This is a genomic window from Mesomycoplasma ovipneumoniae (assembly GCF_038095975.1).
In the GTDB taxonomy this organism is placed as follows: domain Bacteria; phylum Bacillota_I; class Bacilli_A; order Mycoplasmatales; family Metamycoplasmataceae; genus Mesomycoplasma; species Mesomycoplasma ovipneumoniae_C.
This window is the reverse complement of sequence record NZ_CP146003.1, coordinates 658,574-674,357: the sequence shown is the minus strand read 5'-3', so window position 1 is coordinate 674,357 and position 15,784 is coordinate 658,574. Positions and strand designations below refer to the sequence as shown.

At 31.0% G+C, this 15,784-nt stretch carries 5 protein-coding genes and 2 pseudogenes; 2 read left to right on the top strand and 5 right to left on the bottom strand.

Translation table 4 applies throughout. The features are described from left to right. On the top strand, positions 1-11,658 hold the full coding sequence (locus tag V3255_RS02400) for a DUF1410 domain-containing protein (RefSeq protein ID WP_341516223.1): 11,658 nt from the start codon (positions 1-3) through the stop codon (positions 11,656-11,658). 169 nt (positions 11,659-11,827) lie between these two features. Here V3255_RS02400 and V3255_RS02395 read toward each other — a convergent pair. From V3255_RS02395 to V3255_RS02380, 5 genes and pseudogenes are all read right to left on the bottom strand, one after another. Then, positions 11,828-12,016, bottom strand: a pseudogene (locus V3255_RS02395) (IS1634 family transposase); the annotation flags it as partial. After that, complete coding sequence (locus tag V3255_RS03990; protein WP_425355556.1) at positions 11,989-12,111, bottom strand: hypothetical protein; 123 nt, start codon at positions 12,109-12,111, stop codon at positions 11,989-11,991. The pseudogene V3255_RS02395 and the gene V3255_RS03990, both read right to left, overlap by 28 nt. A gap of 124 nt (positions 12,112-12,235) precedes the next feature. Further along, positions 12,236-13,414 carry an IS3 family transposase gene (locus V3255_RS02390; RefSeq protein WP_341516222.1) on the bottom strand — a complete coding sequence of 393 codons (1,179 nt, stop codon included), beginning with the start codon at positions 13,412-13,414 and terminating at the stop codon, positions 12,236-12,238. Between the two features lie 244 nt (positions 13,415-13,658). Next, positions 13,659-14,291: a restriction endonuclease subunit S gene (locus tag V3255_RS02385; RefSeq protein ID WP_341516221.1), complete on the bottom strand. Its 633-nt coding sequence runs from the start codon at positions 14,289-14,291 to the stop codon at positions 13,659-13,661. 70 nt (positions 14,292-14,361) lie between these two features. Beyond that, positions 14,362-15,153, bottom strand: a complete 792-nt coding sequence (locus tag V3255_RS02380; protein ID WP_341516220.1) for a hypothetical protein — start codon at positions 15,151-15,153, stop codon at positions 14,362-14,364. 34 nt (positions 15,154-15,187) lie between these two features. On the opposite strand from V3255_RS02380, the pseudogene V3255_RS03985 reads away from it, so the two are divergent. Beyond that, positions 15,188-15,446: pseudogene (locus V3255_RS03985) on the top strand (transposase); the annotation flags it as partial. Positions 15,447-15,784 lie beyond the last annotated feature (338 nt).

Sequence of the window (15,784 nt, the reverse complement as noted above, 5' to 3'; positions counted from 1 at the left end):
ATGAAAAAAGCAAATCAAGAATACCAAAACAATAAAACAATTAACAACCATCTTAGTAAAAAATTACTTGCAAGCAGCGGTTTTTTAACCGGTGCTATTGTTTCGCTCTCGCCTTATCTTGCCAAAGTAATTACTCCAAAAACAATTTATGTCCAAAATTTTGTTGCTGACAATGTAAGTCCTAATTCAGGTGATTTTAGCTTTAAACTCCAAGGTAAAACAAAACAAGATACTGACTGGGCAAAAAAAGCTGATTTAGAACTTGTTTATATTAGTCAAAAATCGCGTTATAGTGTTAAAACTAAAGTCGAGTATGACCCAAAAACTGACACTTTCCATACTTATGCCGATAATTTGCTTGGTGGTTCAATTTATGAATTACAACTTGTAGCCCCAAATAATCCGCGTTATTATTTTAGTTTTTCAAAAACTTCGCAGTTTTTTTCAACAAAAAATCAAGTTGAAAAATTTAGTCATTATGATATTGAAAATGATACAATTTTAGATCTTGATTTATTTGACTCACAAAATTTACTTGATTCAGCTAATTTAATTTTGTACTATAAAGAAATTGGTTCAAATAAAATTCAAGAAGCAAAAGGACAACTTGTTGCCAAAAATGACCAAAAACAAGCTAGTTTTGTGCTCAGAAATTTAGATCGCAACCAAAAATACGAAATTGTTGGCACAAAATATTACTTTGATGATCCTGATCAGCTTTTTGATTTGGCAATTTCGCCTTTGGCTAATCGTTATTTTGCCCCAAGTCCAATTGCTGGTAAAATTTTAAATCTTAGCCAAAAAGCCTACGGTCTAAATTCAGCTTTGCTTGAGATTTCTTTGGCTTTTGAAAACAAAAATATTAAAATTAATCCAAATGAAAAAATTAATTTAGAATATTATTACAAAGACGAACTAGATAATTTCCAGTTTGGAGTTGCAAATGATGTTAGCTTAGTAGTCCAAAACAATAAAGTTTTTGCTAATTTAGATTTAAAACAAATTCCTGGGGGAACCAAATTCTGAATTTCACGAATTTGGAATAACTCTGGCTCTTTGGCAATTTCAACAAATAATAATCTTTCATTTATTTCAGCACCCGAAATTGCTCGAATTAGAACTTTTGTTGATGCAAATAATACCTCAAGTTTTGATATTAAATTTAATGACCAATCATTAATGTTAAACGGTAAAGAAGTAAAAATTAATTTCTTTGCTGATGACCAGCCAACAAAAATGCTGTCAAGTTCAGCCCATGTTGTTGGAAACAAACTATTTTCCTTGGCAAAAAATTTACCAAAAGAAAAACACTTTACAATTTCATCACTTGAAATTGTTGAAAATGCCACAAATTTTGACGAAAACGGTCAGCCCCAGACTAGTCAAATTTTCTTTGCTCAGAATTTTGACCAAAAACAGAAAAAATTCTTTACTAATGCAACAAGTGCAATGGTTGAATCAGTTGTTGTTGACCGAATTAGCGAAGATCAAAGTCGCATTAGCATGATTCTTGATTCAGTTGATGATTTTATTAAAGATAAAATTGCAACTCTATACTTTAAAGTGGCTGGATCAAGTAATTTAATTAAATCTCAGGCACAAGCTTTTAGTATTAATGGTAATAAATTGGTTCTTAGTTGGGATTTAATTAACCTTGAACCCGGAACTAATTATTTAATTGACTCAGTCGGAATTGCTGATTCAACAAACGAATTTGTTAATAAATTATTTTTGAATTTTGGTCCTAATATTAGTACAAATAAACTAACCTGAACTACTCGTCCGGCTGTTAGTTCAATTACCTATACAACCAAATCTGACACTGCAGTTGAACTTAATATTGCCTTTAAAAATATCCTAGAGTCACTAAAAAAAGCAAAAATAACTTATAAAGAACTAATACCTGGCGGGACTTCCAAAACTATTGATGCAATTATTGAAAATAATTCAATAATTGCTAATTTAGAGATAAATTCACTAGCAAAAGGACAAAACTATTTAATTGAAAAAATTGAAGTTGAAGACTATAAGTCATCAAAAGGTGATCCAGATATTCTAGCAGTTTCAAAAACAATAACTCCGGCTCAGAAAATATTTGGTGTTCATGCTCCTTTGGTTTTAACTAAAATTGAAAATACTACAGAAGAACAAACAACTGCCAAACTAAAAGTAACTTTTAGCCCTGAGACAATTAAGGCAATTGGAAATGACAAAGTAAAAATTTACTATTCTCTTGCAGGCTCATCAAAACTCTTGTCCGCTTTTGCAAATCAGACTAATACTAACGGCCAAAATAATGATAATTCTTTAACTTTTGAGCTAAAAAATCTTGAAATTGGTTCAAAATACAATATTAATTCGATTGTTCTTACAAAAGAAGTTGAACTAAATCAAGATACAAACAAAGTACTTACTGAAAGAAATATTTTATTTGGGGATGCTGACAACAAATTTGACTCAAGTCAGTCTTCATTTTTCACTCAGAGTGCAATTATTGAAGTTGGCTATGATAATTCTTACGAGCAACGTGTAATTGCTACTTTCATTTTAGCTGATGCAAAAGGTGTTTATAATGGTAAGACCGCAACACTTAAATACCGTCTAAAAGCAAAAAATGGTGACGTTACACAAGCTACAAATGCTAACTTTAAAGAAGGAAAAATTAGTGCTAAAGTAAATAGTGCCCGTATTTTATTTGATATTACCGACCTATACAAACAAGGTCTTTATGAAATAGATAAAAACTCGCTTGAAATTGAAGGTGCAACAAATTCTCAGGCTGTTGCTGTTCAGACAAGCACCCGTACAAAAAGATCAGTTTCACTATTTGATGCAAGTCAAACTACAAACACAATTCCATTTAAAGACAAGTTACTTGATTCACCAGAAAAATCACAATTTTCTACAATTCCAAAAACGGCTAATGTTACAAAAATTCAGCTAACAGATCGAACTAAAAACACTGCTAAATTTGAAGTTGAATTTGGTAAAGAATTTAACCATACCCAAAACCAACCTGACCAGCTTGAAAGACTTGATGATTTTCTTGATAATAAGAAACTCAAAGTTCGCTATAAAAAATATGGTGGCCAAGAAGAAGAACAAATCGTTGAAGCAAAAACTAATGTACATACCCAAAAAACATCTTTTGAACTCGAAAATCTAGAAAACGGTCAACAATATGTAATTCTTGGCTTTGAACAAGTCCAAGTTGAAAGTGATGACAACAAAACACCAAAAGTTGATATTTATTTAGATGATCTTGATTTTTATAAAGACCAAATAATAGCTACTGCAGCTGTAATTTCAAAAATCGAAATTGACACAGAAGTTGAAACTCAAGCTCGGCTCAGACTTGAACTCAAGGATGGTGGAAGATATACAGCAGGTAAAAAATTAATTGTTGAGCTAGAAAAGATTGATGGAACCGGTGGAGTTCAAGGTCAAACTCAAGGTAATAATTTAATCTTAAGTGGTACAAGTCTTAATGGAATTTACGACTTTACATTCCTAAACTTAGAAAAAGCAACAAAATATAAAATTAAATCAGTAAAATTTGAAAAAGAAGCTACTCCAACTGTTGCTTCTGCCCCAGGCGTTGCTACTTTATCTGCTCGACGTTCAAAACGAAGTTTAGATCCAGTTTTAGTTAATGTTGATGCTTCAAGTACAATTCAACAAGAAGAAATTGAACTTCTTGAAACTGATGCAACTCTTGAGTCTAAAACATCATTTGTTACAACAGCCAAAACTGCAAAAATTGTCAAAATTGAAACTGAGGGAGTCAAAACAACATCACTAAAAGTTAAACTTACTCTTGATAATATTGATGATTATTTAGATCAAAAACAAATTGAGCTTAGCTATAAAAATTTATCAACCCAAACTAGCCAAACTAAACAAGTTCAAGCATCTGTTGATAAGGGAACCAAAACAATTAGTTTTGATTTAACCGATTTGACTCCTGGAGACAAATACGAAATTGAAAGTGTTAAACTCGGAGAAGAAACTACCCAAGTTCGTAATCAACTTGATCTAAAAAAACAAGAATTTAAATTCGAATTTGACAGATCACCTGATACTAAGGCCGGTTTTGAAAAACAATTTTTCTCACCAAGACCAAGTTTAGCCCAAATTCTGCCAGTTTCAACTTCTGAGACTTCTGTTCAAATTAATGTCAAATTAAATGACAACGCCGCTAATTGAAATAATAAATTTTTACAAATTAAAATTAAATCAAAAACTGGCCAACCAGTTCAGCCTCAAATTCCAACTGTTTATAGTGCTGAAATAATCAACGGAAATGCTGTTTTTGACATTAGCGGTCTAGAAAAAGCTGGCCAATACGAAATTGAAGAGCTAAAAGTTCTTGATAGCTTGCCAGCCCAACCTCAGACTGACCAAATCCAAGGCGGGGATACTGTTGATGGCTTTGATGGTGCTGCTACTGGTCAACAAACTACCCAACCAGATCAAAAAGTAACTAAAGAATTTGTACTTGATGCTGAATCAGCAACAATTACTGATATTAGTTATAAATCTGATAATACAAGTGCTAATGTTAGAGTTAGTTTTGCCCAAAATGAGCAATTTTTATACCAAAGTAGTGCTAATACAAAAAGAAAACTTCAATTTACTTTCCAAGATGCCCAAAGCGGTCAGCAAGTAACTACTCAAAAAGAATTTGAAACCAATAATCAAGGTCAAGGCACAAAACCAACAATTGATCTTAGCCTTGATTCAGTTAGCCCTGGAAATTTATATGTTCTTACAAAAGTAGAAGATATTACTCCTGAAGTTGAAGGTGGACCAAAAAGACTAAAAACTTTCAAATTTAGTGATCCTCAGCAAGCCCAAGGAGCCCAACAAACTACAACTCCTGAAGTTTTATCAAAACTTTATTTTGCAACTAAACCTGAAGTAATTGCTTATTCAATTGATAAAATTTCTGAAACAAAATATCTTGCTAGCTTTACAATTAAAGACCCACTTGCCGGAAGAAATATCACAAATGGTGGATTTGAAGGTCGTGATGTTGAAGCAACTTTACAAAAAGTTGTTGATGCAAAAGGAGAAGACCTTCAACAGCAAACAATTTATAACGTTACAAAAAAAGGAAAAATTAAAAACTCTAAATTTAGTTTTGAATTTGAAGACTTAGAAAAAAATGCTATTTATAAACTCTTTAGTCTAACTTGAGCTGATACAGAAAAAACAGAACAACAAATTTCTGGTACTAAAGCAACTCTGGTCGAAGTTGACCCAACTACAAAAACTATTCCAGGCACAAATCAACAATTTTCAGATTTTGCAATTAAAGTTAGCGATCCCGGGACAGATTCAAAAATAGAAGGAAATGTTGCTGGAAATGGTCAAATTCAATTTGGTGATCAATTTACAATTAGACCTGAATCAGCAAAAGTTGTAAAAATTGAAATTGATGACAAAAAAGTTGATAGCGCAACAATTACTTTAACTTTTGATAAAACTGATGAGTATTTAAAACACGTTGACTATAAAGACAAATTAGAGCTAGTTTATTACCAAACAGGTTCAACTACTGAAAAAACTGCCAAATTGACTCTTGAAACTGCCGATCAAGCCAATGTCAAATTTAAAGCTGAACTAACAGACCTTGAAAAAGGTACCGGATTTCGTGTTTTAGGGATTAAACAAGCAGGGGGAACTGAATCTTCAAGACGTCGTCGTAGCACAACTTCAGCCAAAGCACTAAATTTTGTTTTTGATACAAGTCTAACTGAGGACACCAAAAAATTTGCTACCTTGCCAATTGTTAATTCAATTTTGCAGTTCCGTAATGATGCAAACCCTGAAAATTATGACTTTATTTTAAATCTTAAAGATACAGGGGATGTATTTAAACAACTTCAGGCCGGTCAAAGCAAATCAATAAAAGCAAAAATCCAGTTTAAAAAAGTTGCTGATGGTAATGAGGCAAAAGATACAATTGAGGAAGTTCAAGCTGAACTTACAAGAGCTAATCAAATTACCAGTGGCGTTAATGATGCTAAAAAATCAGACGATCAGCCAATTCAAGACAGTACAACATTTAAATTTACTCTTAGTGGTCTTGATCCTTTTGCTCAATATTACATAACAAAAATTGCTTATGATACAAATGGCGATACTGATAATGCTTTAAACACTAAGACTGAAAATAATGGTGATCAAAATTCAGGACTCTTTAATTTCTCACCTCAAGCTGAAGAAAAACGAGCATTTTTAACTTATCCTGCCAAAGTTGATGTAAAGTCAATTGAAATTCAACCTAATTTTAGTCAGAATAATGCAAAACTAACAATTAAATTTGATCCAAAATTCAAAGCCTTTCTTGAGACACACCAAAAAATCAAAGTCAACTATAAAAATCCAAAAGGTTTAGGCCAAAGTGTTGAAATTAACAAAGACGATTTTAAATCAACAGTAAATACAAGCGCTCCAGAGCCAACTGTTGAAGTGACAATTAATAATATTAATGAACCAGGAAAATATGTTGTTGAATCACTCGATTTTCTTGATGAAGAGCTAAAATCTTCTCCTTTGTTATCAAATTTAGAAGTTCCACCAATTGCAATTAAAGAATCAGTTACTATTGCAAAACGTAGTTTTTATACAAATACAAAAGTAATTGCAATCCGTAAAAAAGCAATTTCAGAAACAAGTGCAACAATTGAATTAGTAATTGAAGACCCAAATGGTTCATTTATTGGTAAAGCTGTAAAAGGAACTTTTACATATAATACAAACCAAACAAGAGAAGAAGAAGGCACAATTATTGCTGATGAAATTGAAAAAACTTCAAAAGTTGTCTTCCAATTAAAAGGTCTTGATAAAAATACTGACTATAGTATTACTTCATTAGTTTTTGATCAAGCCCAAAATCAAAATCCAGCAACCCTTGGCGGTGCTCAGACTCAATTCCAAAATCAGCAAAATATTGAATTTGACGACCAAAAAATCCAAGAAAATGCTCAGCAAGACTCAACAGGTCAGCCAACTGCCGGGCAGGAAAAACAATTTAAAACAACTTTCGAATCTGCAACCGCTCTTGGAATTACTTATCAATTAGATAATAAGCAAACTGGTAAGCCTTGGCAAAAAGCAAAAGTTAGAGTATTTTTCGCAAGTCAAGACAAACCACTTGAAGAAAAATCAACAAGACTAAAATTAGTTTATAAATCTTCAAAACAAGGGATTTCTAATACAACAACAACTTCTGTTGAGTCTAGGTTAGCACAAACTCAAGCTCAATCTACTCAGGGTTGACTAAATAACCAACCAGACCGTGCTCATTATTATTATGAATTTGATCTTGATAATTTAGATGCAGGAGCACAATATACAATAATTGGTCTTGAAGATGAAGCCCAACAAATTAAAATTATTGTTCCTGATCCTAATGCCCCAGTTGCCGTTAATTTCTCTTCTCAGCCAAGTATTCAGTCTTCATTTAGTTTTAATACTGCCCCACTGATTACAAAAATGACTTATGTTCCAAGTGAAACAAGTATTAAACTAAATTTAGCTGTTGAAAACTCACAAAAATTAGACTTTACTAATCATCGAGCTATTATTAAGTTCAAAAAACTTCGTAGAAAGAACAATGCCTATGGTTGGTGAGATCAATCGACCTATAATGATCGATCTACAAACGCGGATATTGATTCAGTCACAGTTAGAGTACCTCAAAGACAACCAGATCCAGCAGTTCAAGCCCAACAAGACAGTGAAGAAAATTTTGGAATTACCTTTTTAGAATTTGAACTAGGAGGGCTTGAAAAAGGTAATTGGTACTTAATCGAAGAAATTAGTCTTGCGGCTAGAGGACAAAATCCTACACCATTAAGTCTTTATATTGACAAAGAAAAATTGCAACCTCTTGACAAAAGAACAGCAACTTCTGAAGCGGAAAAATGACAAACAATTGTCAATACAACAGTTGAAACAACAACAATTAGAAGTGTAACAAGTTCAACGACAAGAAATTCAAATATAACAGTAAACCACCAAAGAAAAAATGCTCCCGAACTTACAAGTGGTTATTTCCAAATTGAGCTTGATAATGGAGATTGAACCTTTCTAAAAGATAAATATAATATTCAACTAGAGCTTGAATCAGTTGAAAGAAGAGTTTTTTATACTGAATCAAAACAAATAGAAGAATCAAGTGCACCTCAAACTGGTCCTAGACTTGGTAATAAAAGACAAATTGTTCTTGAGGCCAAAGGTCTTATTCCAGGAGATAAATATACAATTAGAAATTATATATTTAATCTAAAAGAAGGTGTTCAGAATAGTTACGCCGTTCGCTTACCACAAAAATTAAAAGTAACTCCGCCAGCTAATGCAACTATTGATTTAAAAACTAAAAATGCAATTAAGGCAATTAAATACGAGGCTATCTCTGAAGGTAGAACTAATGTTGATGTTGAGTTTTACAACAATAATGGTGAGCTAAATAATCAAAATTTAACACTACAAGCCGAAATTGACGAAGAATTTGGAAATAAATATATTCCAACTTTTTGACGTGACAATGATAAAACAGTAACTAGCACAAAACAATTAACTGCAACAGCCGGACAAATTACTTCAACATTACAATTTCAAATTAACTCTAACCTTAAAAAAGCAAAACAATATATTATTGAATCAATTAAAAAAGGTGGAACCCCTATCGCTTTTGACACCCCAATTAGTAACAAAAGCGCACTGCAACGTAAGTTTTACTCAACAGCTGAAAATACTAAATTAATTAAAACCGAAATTAAAGAGGTAACAACCGATTCAGCAACAATTACGCTAGAATTTGACCAAAATGATGCTTTCTTAAAAGACGATCTTGTTACCTTGTATTTAGAAAAAGGTGATGATCAGTCCCAATCAATTGGTGCTACAACTACTATTACTAATTCAAGTAACGGTGGACAAGATAAACTACAAGCTACCTTTAGATTCTTAAATATCCTCGAGCCTGGAAGAAAATACAAAATTAATGCCTTGACATCAAAAACTGTCAATCTTAAAGTTGATGAGAGTCAAAAAGTTCAAAGCCCTAATTTAACTCAAGGTTGAAAATTTACTAATACTGGAGGTTCAAGCTCTACTTCAAGTAACACAACTAACCAAGTCATCCTCGATTTTATTACTCAACCTTTAATAACAAATATTGTTAAAACAGAAATTAATGATAATGATGCTACAATCGAACTCGAAGGTTGAACTAAAGATCTCCAAGATGCTGGCTTTGAACCTAAATTCAGTGTTACTGATAAGAATCCTACTACTCAACAAATTCAACCCCCACAACAGCAAACCCAATCACCAAAAGAGGGAACTAAACAAAGTTCTGACGCATCTCAAAATAAAATTACCTTTAAAGTTTCTTCTCTAGAACAATTTACTGAGTATAATAATATAACTTTAACATTACCAGGAAAAAGTAGTGGCGGCGGTGGAGGCGCTGGAGGATCCGGAGGTACCGGACAATCTATCTCAACCCAAAACCCCCTTGCCCAAGATTTAACTGTTGCATTTGCTCCCGAAATTGCCTCAGGGGCAAAAAAAGATTTACGAGAGTTTCGAACAACAGCTAAAAAATTGAATTTAGCTGATTCAAATGCACTGACTCTTAAGCCAATTTCAACCACAACTGTAAATCTTAGTGTAAAACTAAAAAATCAAAAACAAGCTGATTCGATTGCTGATGTTCCTTTTATAGTATTATACAAAAAAGTCTTTCCCCCTATTGGTAATGATTTAACAATTGATCTAAATTCAAATCCAGTTTTAATTGATCCAAAAACGCAAACTTTAACTTTTAATATTTCAAATCTTGAACCAGGAGCAATTTATGAAGTAACCCAAATTGGCCCTACTGATCAAGTACATAAAAAAGATGATCATAAAATTGAAAGTCTTAGTTATATTGGTGATCAACTATTGCAATACCTTAAAACAGTTCAAGGTCTACCGGTTGAGCAGCATTCTAGAAGTGGAAGCGGATCAAAAACTGACAAAATTTATTTTGCCCCACTTAATGTGCCAGTTAGTCTTGAGTCAGCTTGATCTCACCCACTAAGATATGACTATTATGAAGGTGAGCAAATCTATGTTAGATTTAATAAAGAAGCTGGAACAGCGATAAATCTTGAATGATTAAAGCAAAATCTTAAAGTTAAATTAATTCCTAATACAACTCATAGCGGAAACCAAGGACAAAATCAACGGCCAGTTGAAAAAGAATTAACTAATTCAGGTAGTTACACACCAAAACCAGCAAGACAATTTAATGGTGATCTTACCTTATCTGACCTACAGTGAGACCCCCTAAAGACAACGGCAACATTTAAGTTGCAGCCAAAGTCTTTAAAATCAATTGTTGGCGCCCAAATTCAAATCACAATTAAGGATATAAATAAATATCATCTTGATCCTAGCAAGGATGGCAATGGTGCTCAAAGTACTCAGACTGGTCAGGGTGGTCAACCTAAATCCCAATCAATAACATTTAGACTTCAATCAAGTGCTGCTATTGTAACCCCAACTAATGTTGACTATATGAATCCAGGGCTAATTGGCTTTAGCTATGCAATTTATGATCCACTTGATTTAATCCAAAAAACTGGAAAAGACTACAATCCTTTTGGGGAATTCCCCCATTTAACGCCTTATGATGAGCAAGACTGACTAAAAGTTGTTATTAATAAAAAACCTAGCAATTTAAGGATCAATGATCGTCTTAATACGCCTAACAATAATATTTTTAACAACAGAAATTGAGGAACAACTCATCTTCGAGAACTTGATGTTCCCGAAGAGCCAGTTGCAATTAGAACAAAAACTGATGTCGGGTTTGGAATAAAATATGTGACTCTTTATTGAAGAATTAATTCTCATTTAGGAACTTTCCAACTGCCTGAAAAGTTTAGAAATGCTAAACCACTTTGATATCCAGCTGGGGAAGTTGTTCATTTACCAATATCATTACAATTCAAAAATCCAAATATATCTAGTTTATCCTCGACTTATTCATTTGTTTTAAATTCACCTTATGGACTCACAGGCCACGTAATGCCATATGCAAGTGTCCCTACACCTCATGATGCTGCATCGATAGTAAGAGAAGGTTCGAATTATTATGGGCAATGAAATTTAAGATGAGGTCAACCTTGAGATTCTGATAACTTAATTCCTCGAATTAATAAATTTCCAAAAAATATTTCAAAAGTATTTTGATCTGCGCCTTCATTTGAATGAACAACAAATGATAGCGTCCTTAACCATGTTTTCTATTTAAATAGAGCAATACCAAAACTAACAAATAATAACAATACCCAAAACCTTTCAATACAAACTGGACTTCCGGCTCCGGGAACTACATATAATAGTGATAGTTGAAACATCTTATATATAAAAAATAAACAAGGAGATGATTCATTTCCAAATTTATCGCGAGAGACTCTTAACTGAGATTGAGGTCAACAAAAATTTAATGCCCCAAACTTTGAAAATCAACAACACAGATCTTCGTGAATAATATCCATTACTAATCAACAAGGCTCCCCATTATTATACGACCCAATTAATTACTATGATATGTTAGGCCCGTTTAAACCTCCTGAATTACCTGAATAATTCTAATAATATAAAGACAAAAAAGAACAGCAGACATGCTGTTCTTTTAGTAATTTTAAATTATTTTTGTTTTTATCCTGAGTTTCCCAGTTTGATAAGGTAATTTCAAAAAAGCATCTGGTTTTAGGGACTTTTTTAAGTTTTTTGGTAAAAGTTAATTACAATTTTATTAGTAATTTATTAAGATATCAAAGTAGAAATCATATCTATTCCAAATATTTGGATCACTAGGGACACCATCGCGATTTTTAAATATCATTTGCTGATCTAAAGTGTTGAATTCAACCCTTTGTCTTAATTTTTGCAACATCGTTGCTAAACCAACTTCAGTTAATTGATTGTTTGTAAATAACTTGTTTCAAATTTCATGATTGAAATTTCCTTAAAATATTTAGGTTTTTTGCCAAACAATTTGTTTACTTCAATAAAACCATCTTTATTTTGTTTTTTCATAATTTATAATTATACCATAAAATTACTTAAAATGTAATTAAATGCCATTAATAAAAATTAAGGTTTTACGTTCAAAAAACACTGATTTTAAACTAGGGCAAAGAAAATTAACAGTTTAATATTATTATAACATCATAGCATATTGCTGTGGTGTTTTTCAATTTAAAATTGATTGAATTCTATAGTTGTTGTATCAAAATATATAATCTGCAATTATTTTTTTCAGATCTTCTAAAGTTATTTTACTGTAGTTTAACTCGTTTAAGCATTCACTTTTTATAATTGAAAATCAATATTCAACCTCCCTATTATCCAAAGAATTTCCTATGCGAGACAACGAAACAGTTCCTCCCATTTTATTTATTTTGTCAATATAGACTTTTGAAGTGTATTGAAATCCATGGTCCGAATGAATAACAAAATCTTTATCAATAGACCTAAATGTCTTTATATTATCCATAACTAAATTAAGATCATTGCTTAGTGATAATTTAAAATCTCTGATTTTTTTAGTTTTATGCTCAATTATTACAGACAAAAATACATGGTTTTCCTTAACATCTCTGGGAGCTTTTATATATGTAACATCAGTAGCAAAAATATTTCTATTTAATTTATCATTGTAGTCGCGTTTAACAATATCCGGCAGTGCGAATTTGGTGTTCTTAATTTCGCTCTTTCTTCTTCGTTTTCTAATTTTGCATACTAAATTCAATCTTTTTAAATGTCTTCCAAGAGTTCGAGGGTGAATGTCAATATTATATTTCATAGAAATATAAGCACTTAACCTTAGGCGGCCATATCTACCTTTGTTGTCAAGAAAGGATTTTTTAATTATTGCGTCATTTTTGTGCTGCTTTACTTTTATAACTCTAGTTTTAGATTTTGCCACTGATTGTCTACATACATTAAAAATTCTTGCAGATTTGCTGTAGGGAATATTTAGTGTTTTGGCTTCACTAAGTTTTCCTGATTTTGATTTATCTTTGTTGGTTTCGTAATATCTCTTAGCTATTTCTATTAATTCTTCTTTTGTAAATTCGTTTCAATCGGGTTCAATTTGTTTTTTAGGTTTGCCACTCCCTGGCTTTCTCCTTGCACCCTTTTTATCTAATAATTGGTCTTGCATACCATTATTATAATATCTAATAATTTTTTTGATTCTTCGAACTAGTTGATCTCTGGTTATAAAATTTGTATCTGGCGAAATATCATTTATATAATTTATTGTTTTTTTTAATCCAAATTCATTGTAAATTTTATAAATCATATCAAACTCGTCTTTTTTAAAGTGTCTTGACATTAGTATTCTCCTTTTTGTTGCATTTGAAAATTTAAAAAAGCTAACACTTTGGGTGTTAGCTTTCTCCTTAAACTTGGACAAAAAAGCCAACTCCTTAGTGTTAACTTTCTCTGTCCTAGTTTATTTACGGGTGTTTTTTCATATTTATATTCACTAAAAAGTGAATTTTTGCCTTAAAACTGGGAAACTCGGGATACTTTTCAATAAATTATCTTATCAAACTGGGAAACTCGGTATAATTTTTTTAATTGATATATGTTTGAACTATTTTATTTATTTCTTCATTTAAGTTTATCTGTTGTTCTTTTAAAATTTCAATTTCTCTTTCTATATTTTTAACCTTATTAACTATTTTTTCTTGGTATTCTAAAGTTGGAACATAAATTTTTAAGCCTTGTATCATAGGTACAGTTAATTGTGGAATTACCGAACCACTAGAAACTTTGTTTTTTATATCAATATTTTTCAATGTATAATTAAGAAAATCTATATTTACATTATTATTGGGTACTGCAACAATCAATCTAACAGCGGGATAAAAAGGGGCTTCTCTTTTTTCCGAAAATCCTATTGTTCCTCTTGCTGATATTGTAATTGCGGTTTCAATTGTTCTAGCTTTATTTGTGTATCCATATAATGCATTTTCATTAGTTCCATTTGTGAAAATAGGAACATTGTATTTTGGTGTCTTAATTTTTGAAAAATCTTCTTTAGGTATATCACCACCTACATAAATCTCTTTACAAACTTCAACTAGTGTTTTATACCCCCTTCAGATTTTAACACTTCAAGGTCTTCAAATATTTTTTGAATTTGTGCCTGATATTCTTCTATTTTCATACCAGTTGTTTCATATTGTTTTTCAAGTTCTTCGCACTCTTTTATTATTTTTTCTTGAATTTCAATAGGTGGTACTGGGATATCTAAATTTCTAAATCTTTCTATATCTAAGTTTTTTGTGCCGAACCTCGACCTAATGCAAAAATCTTATTTTGAATAAAATATAAATATAGATCCAAGTATTTTTGTTTAATTTCTTCAGTATTTTTGTTTACAGTTAACCCAGAATCATTTAGAAAAAACTTTCCTTTAACATATCTAACGCATTGTTGTGACATTCCAAATCTAGATATAATATATTGATTTTCTCTATTATAAGTTTGATATTTAAAAGTTTCACCCCCACCTCCATAAACAGGGAAAATTTCTTCTTCAATGTCAACTTTTCTAATTCTAACTCCATAATTAATATCACTAATCATTTGTAATTTCTTTATAGGATATTTAGTAATTATATTTATTACAGTTTTTTCAACCAAACTAATTACCCTATCAAATTTTTCCCTTGAAAAATCAAGCATATTTTTTGTTTCTATGATATTGGCATAGGTTTTTAATTCCTCATTTATTTCCACAGTTTTATCACTAAAAGATTTCTTGATAAGTGGCGCTATGTGTTTTTCGCTGTTTTTATCATTAGGATTATATAATAGTCCACCCTCATTTTTTATTTGAATACCCTCGTTTCCTTTCTGATTAGACCATTCATAACCTAAAAATTGAGTTTGTTCTTTATTTTCACTTGGTGCTTTTATAACTAGTGTTTTTTGTTCTCTAACTAAAGCAAAGTAAAAAAGCTTTTCTCTTTCTATCTCTTTTACTTTTGAATAAAAGGCTATGTTTTTCTTTTTATTTTTTTCGTCTTCACTTAAATTTTTAAATGTTTTTTTGGAAATCATATTTTTAAAATCTGTAGACTTAATAAACTCATCAACGTACATTTTTAAATATCCATATGAATTGAGACAAGCAATTTATACGACAAATTCAATTGAATCAGTAAATAGATTAATTAGGAAAATACAAAAACAGAAGCGGAATTCACAGTGTAAATTACCTTTCAAAAATAACTTATTTAACGCTCCAAAACGCATCTATAAACTGACAAATACAGGTAAGAAATTGAGACATAATTAAAAAAGAATTAGAAATTATTTTCCCTAATCGATTAAATAATGTAAAATTAAATTAGATTTCTATCAGAAAAAAATCCATAAAATTTAAAACACAAAATTATGAACACTCCCCAATTAGAATCGATTTCCTTACTTTGTATGTATACTAGTTATATATTGGTACAAACTTGATATATAATTTAATGATAAATAGTTTAGTCTTAATTTTAGCTAGCTTTTTGGTCTATTTAAAAAGCATTTTTTAAAATTTGTTATCATTAGAATATACTCGCAAATACAAAACATTTTGCATAAGAGTTTATATTTTTTATAAAAAGTAAAAATATTAGTTCTAGGTTGTTTATAAAATAGAATTTACATTTTTTATTTAATAAATTTTGTTTATTTTTGGAGG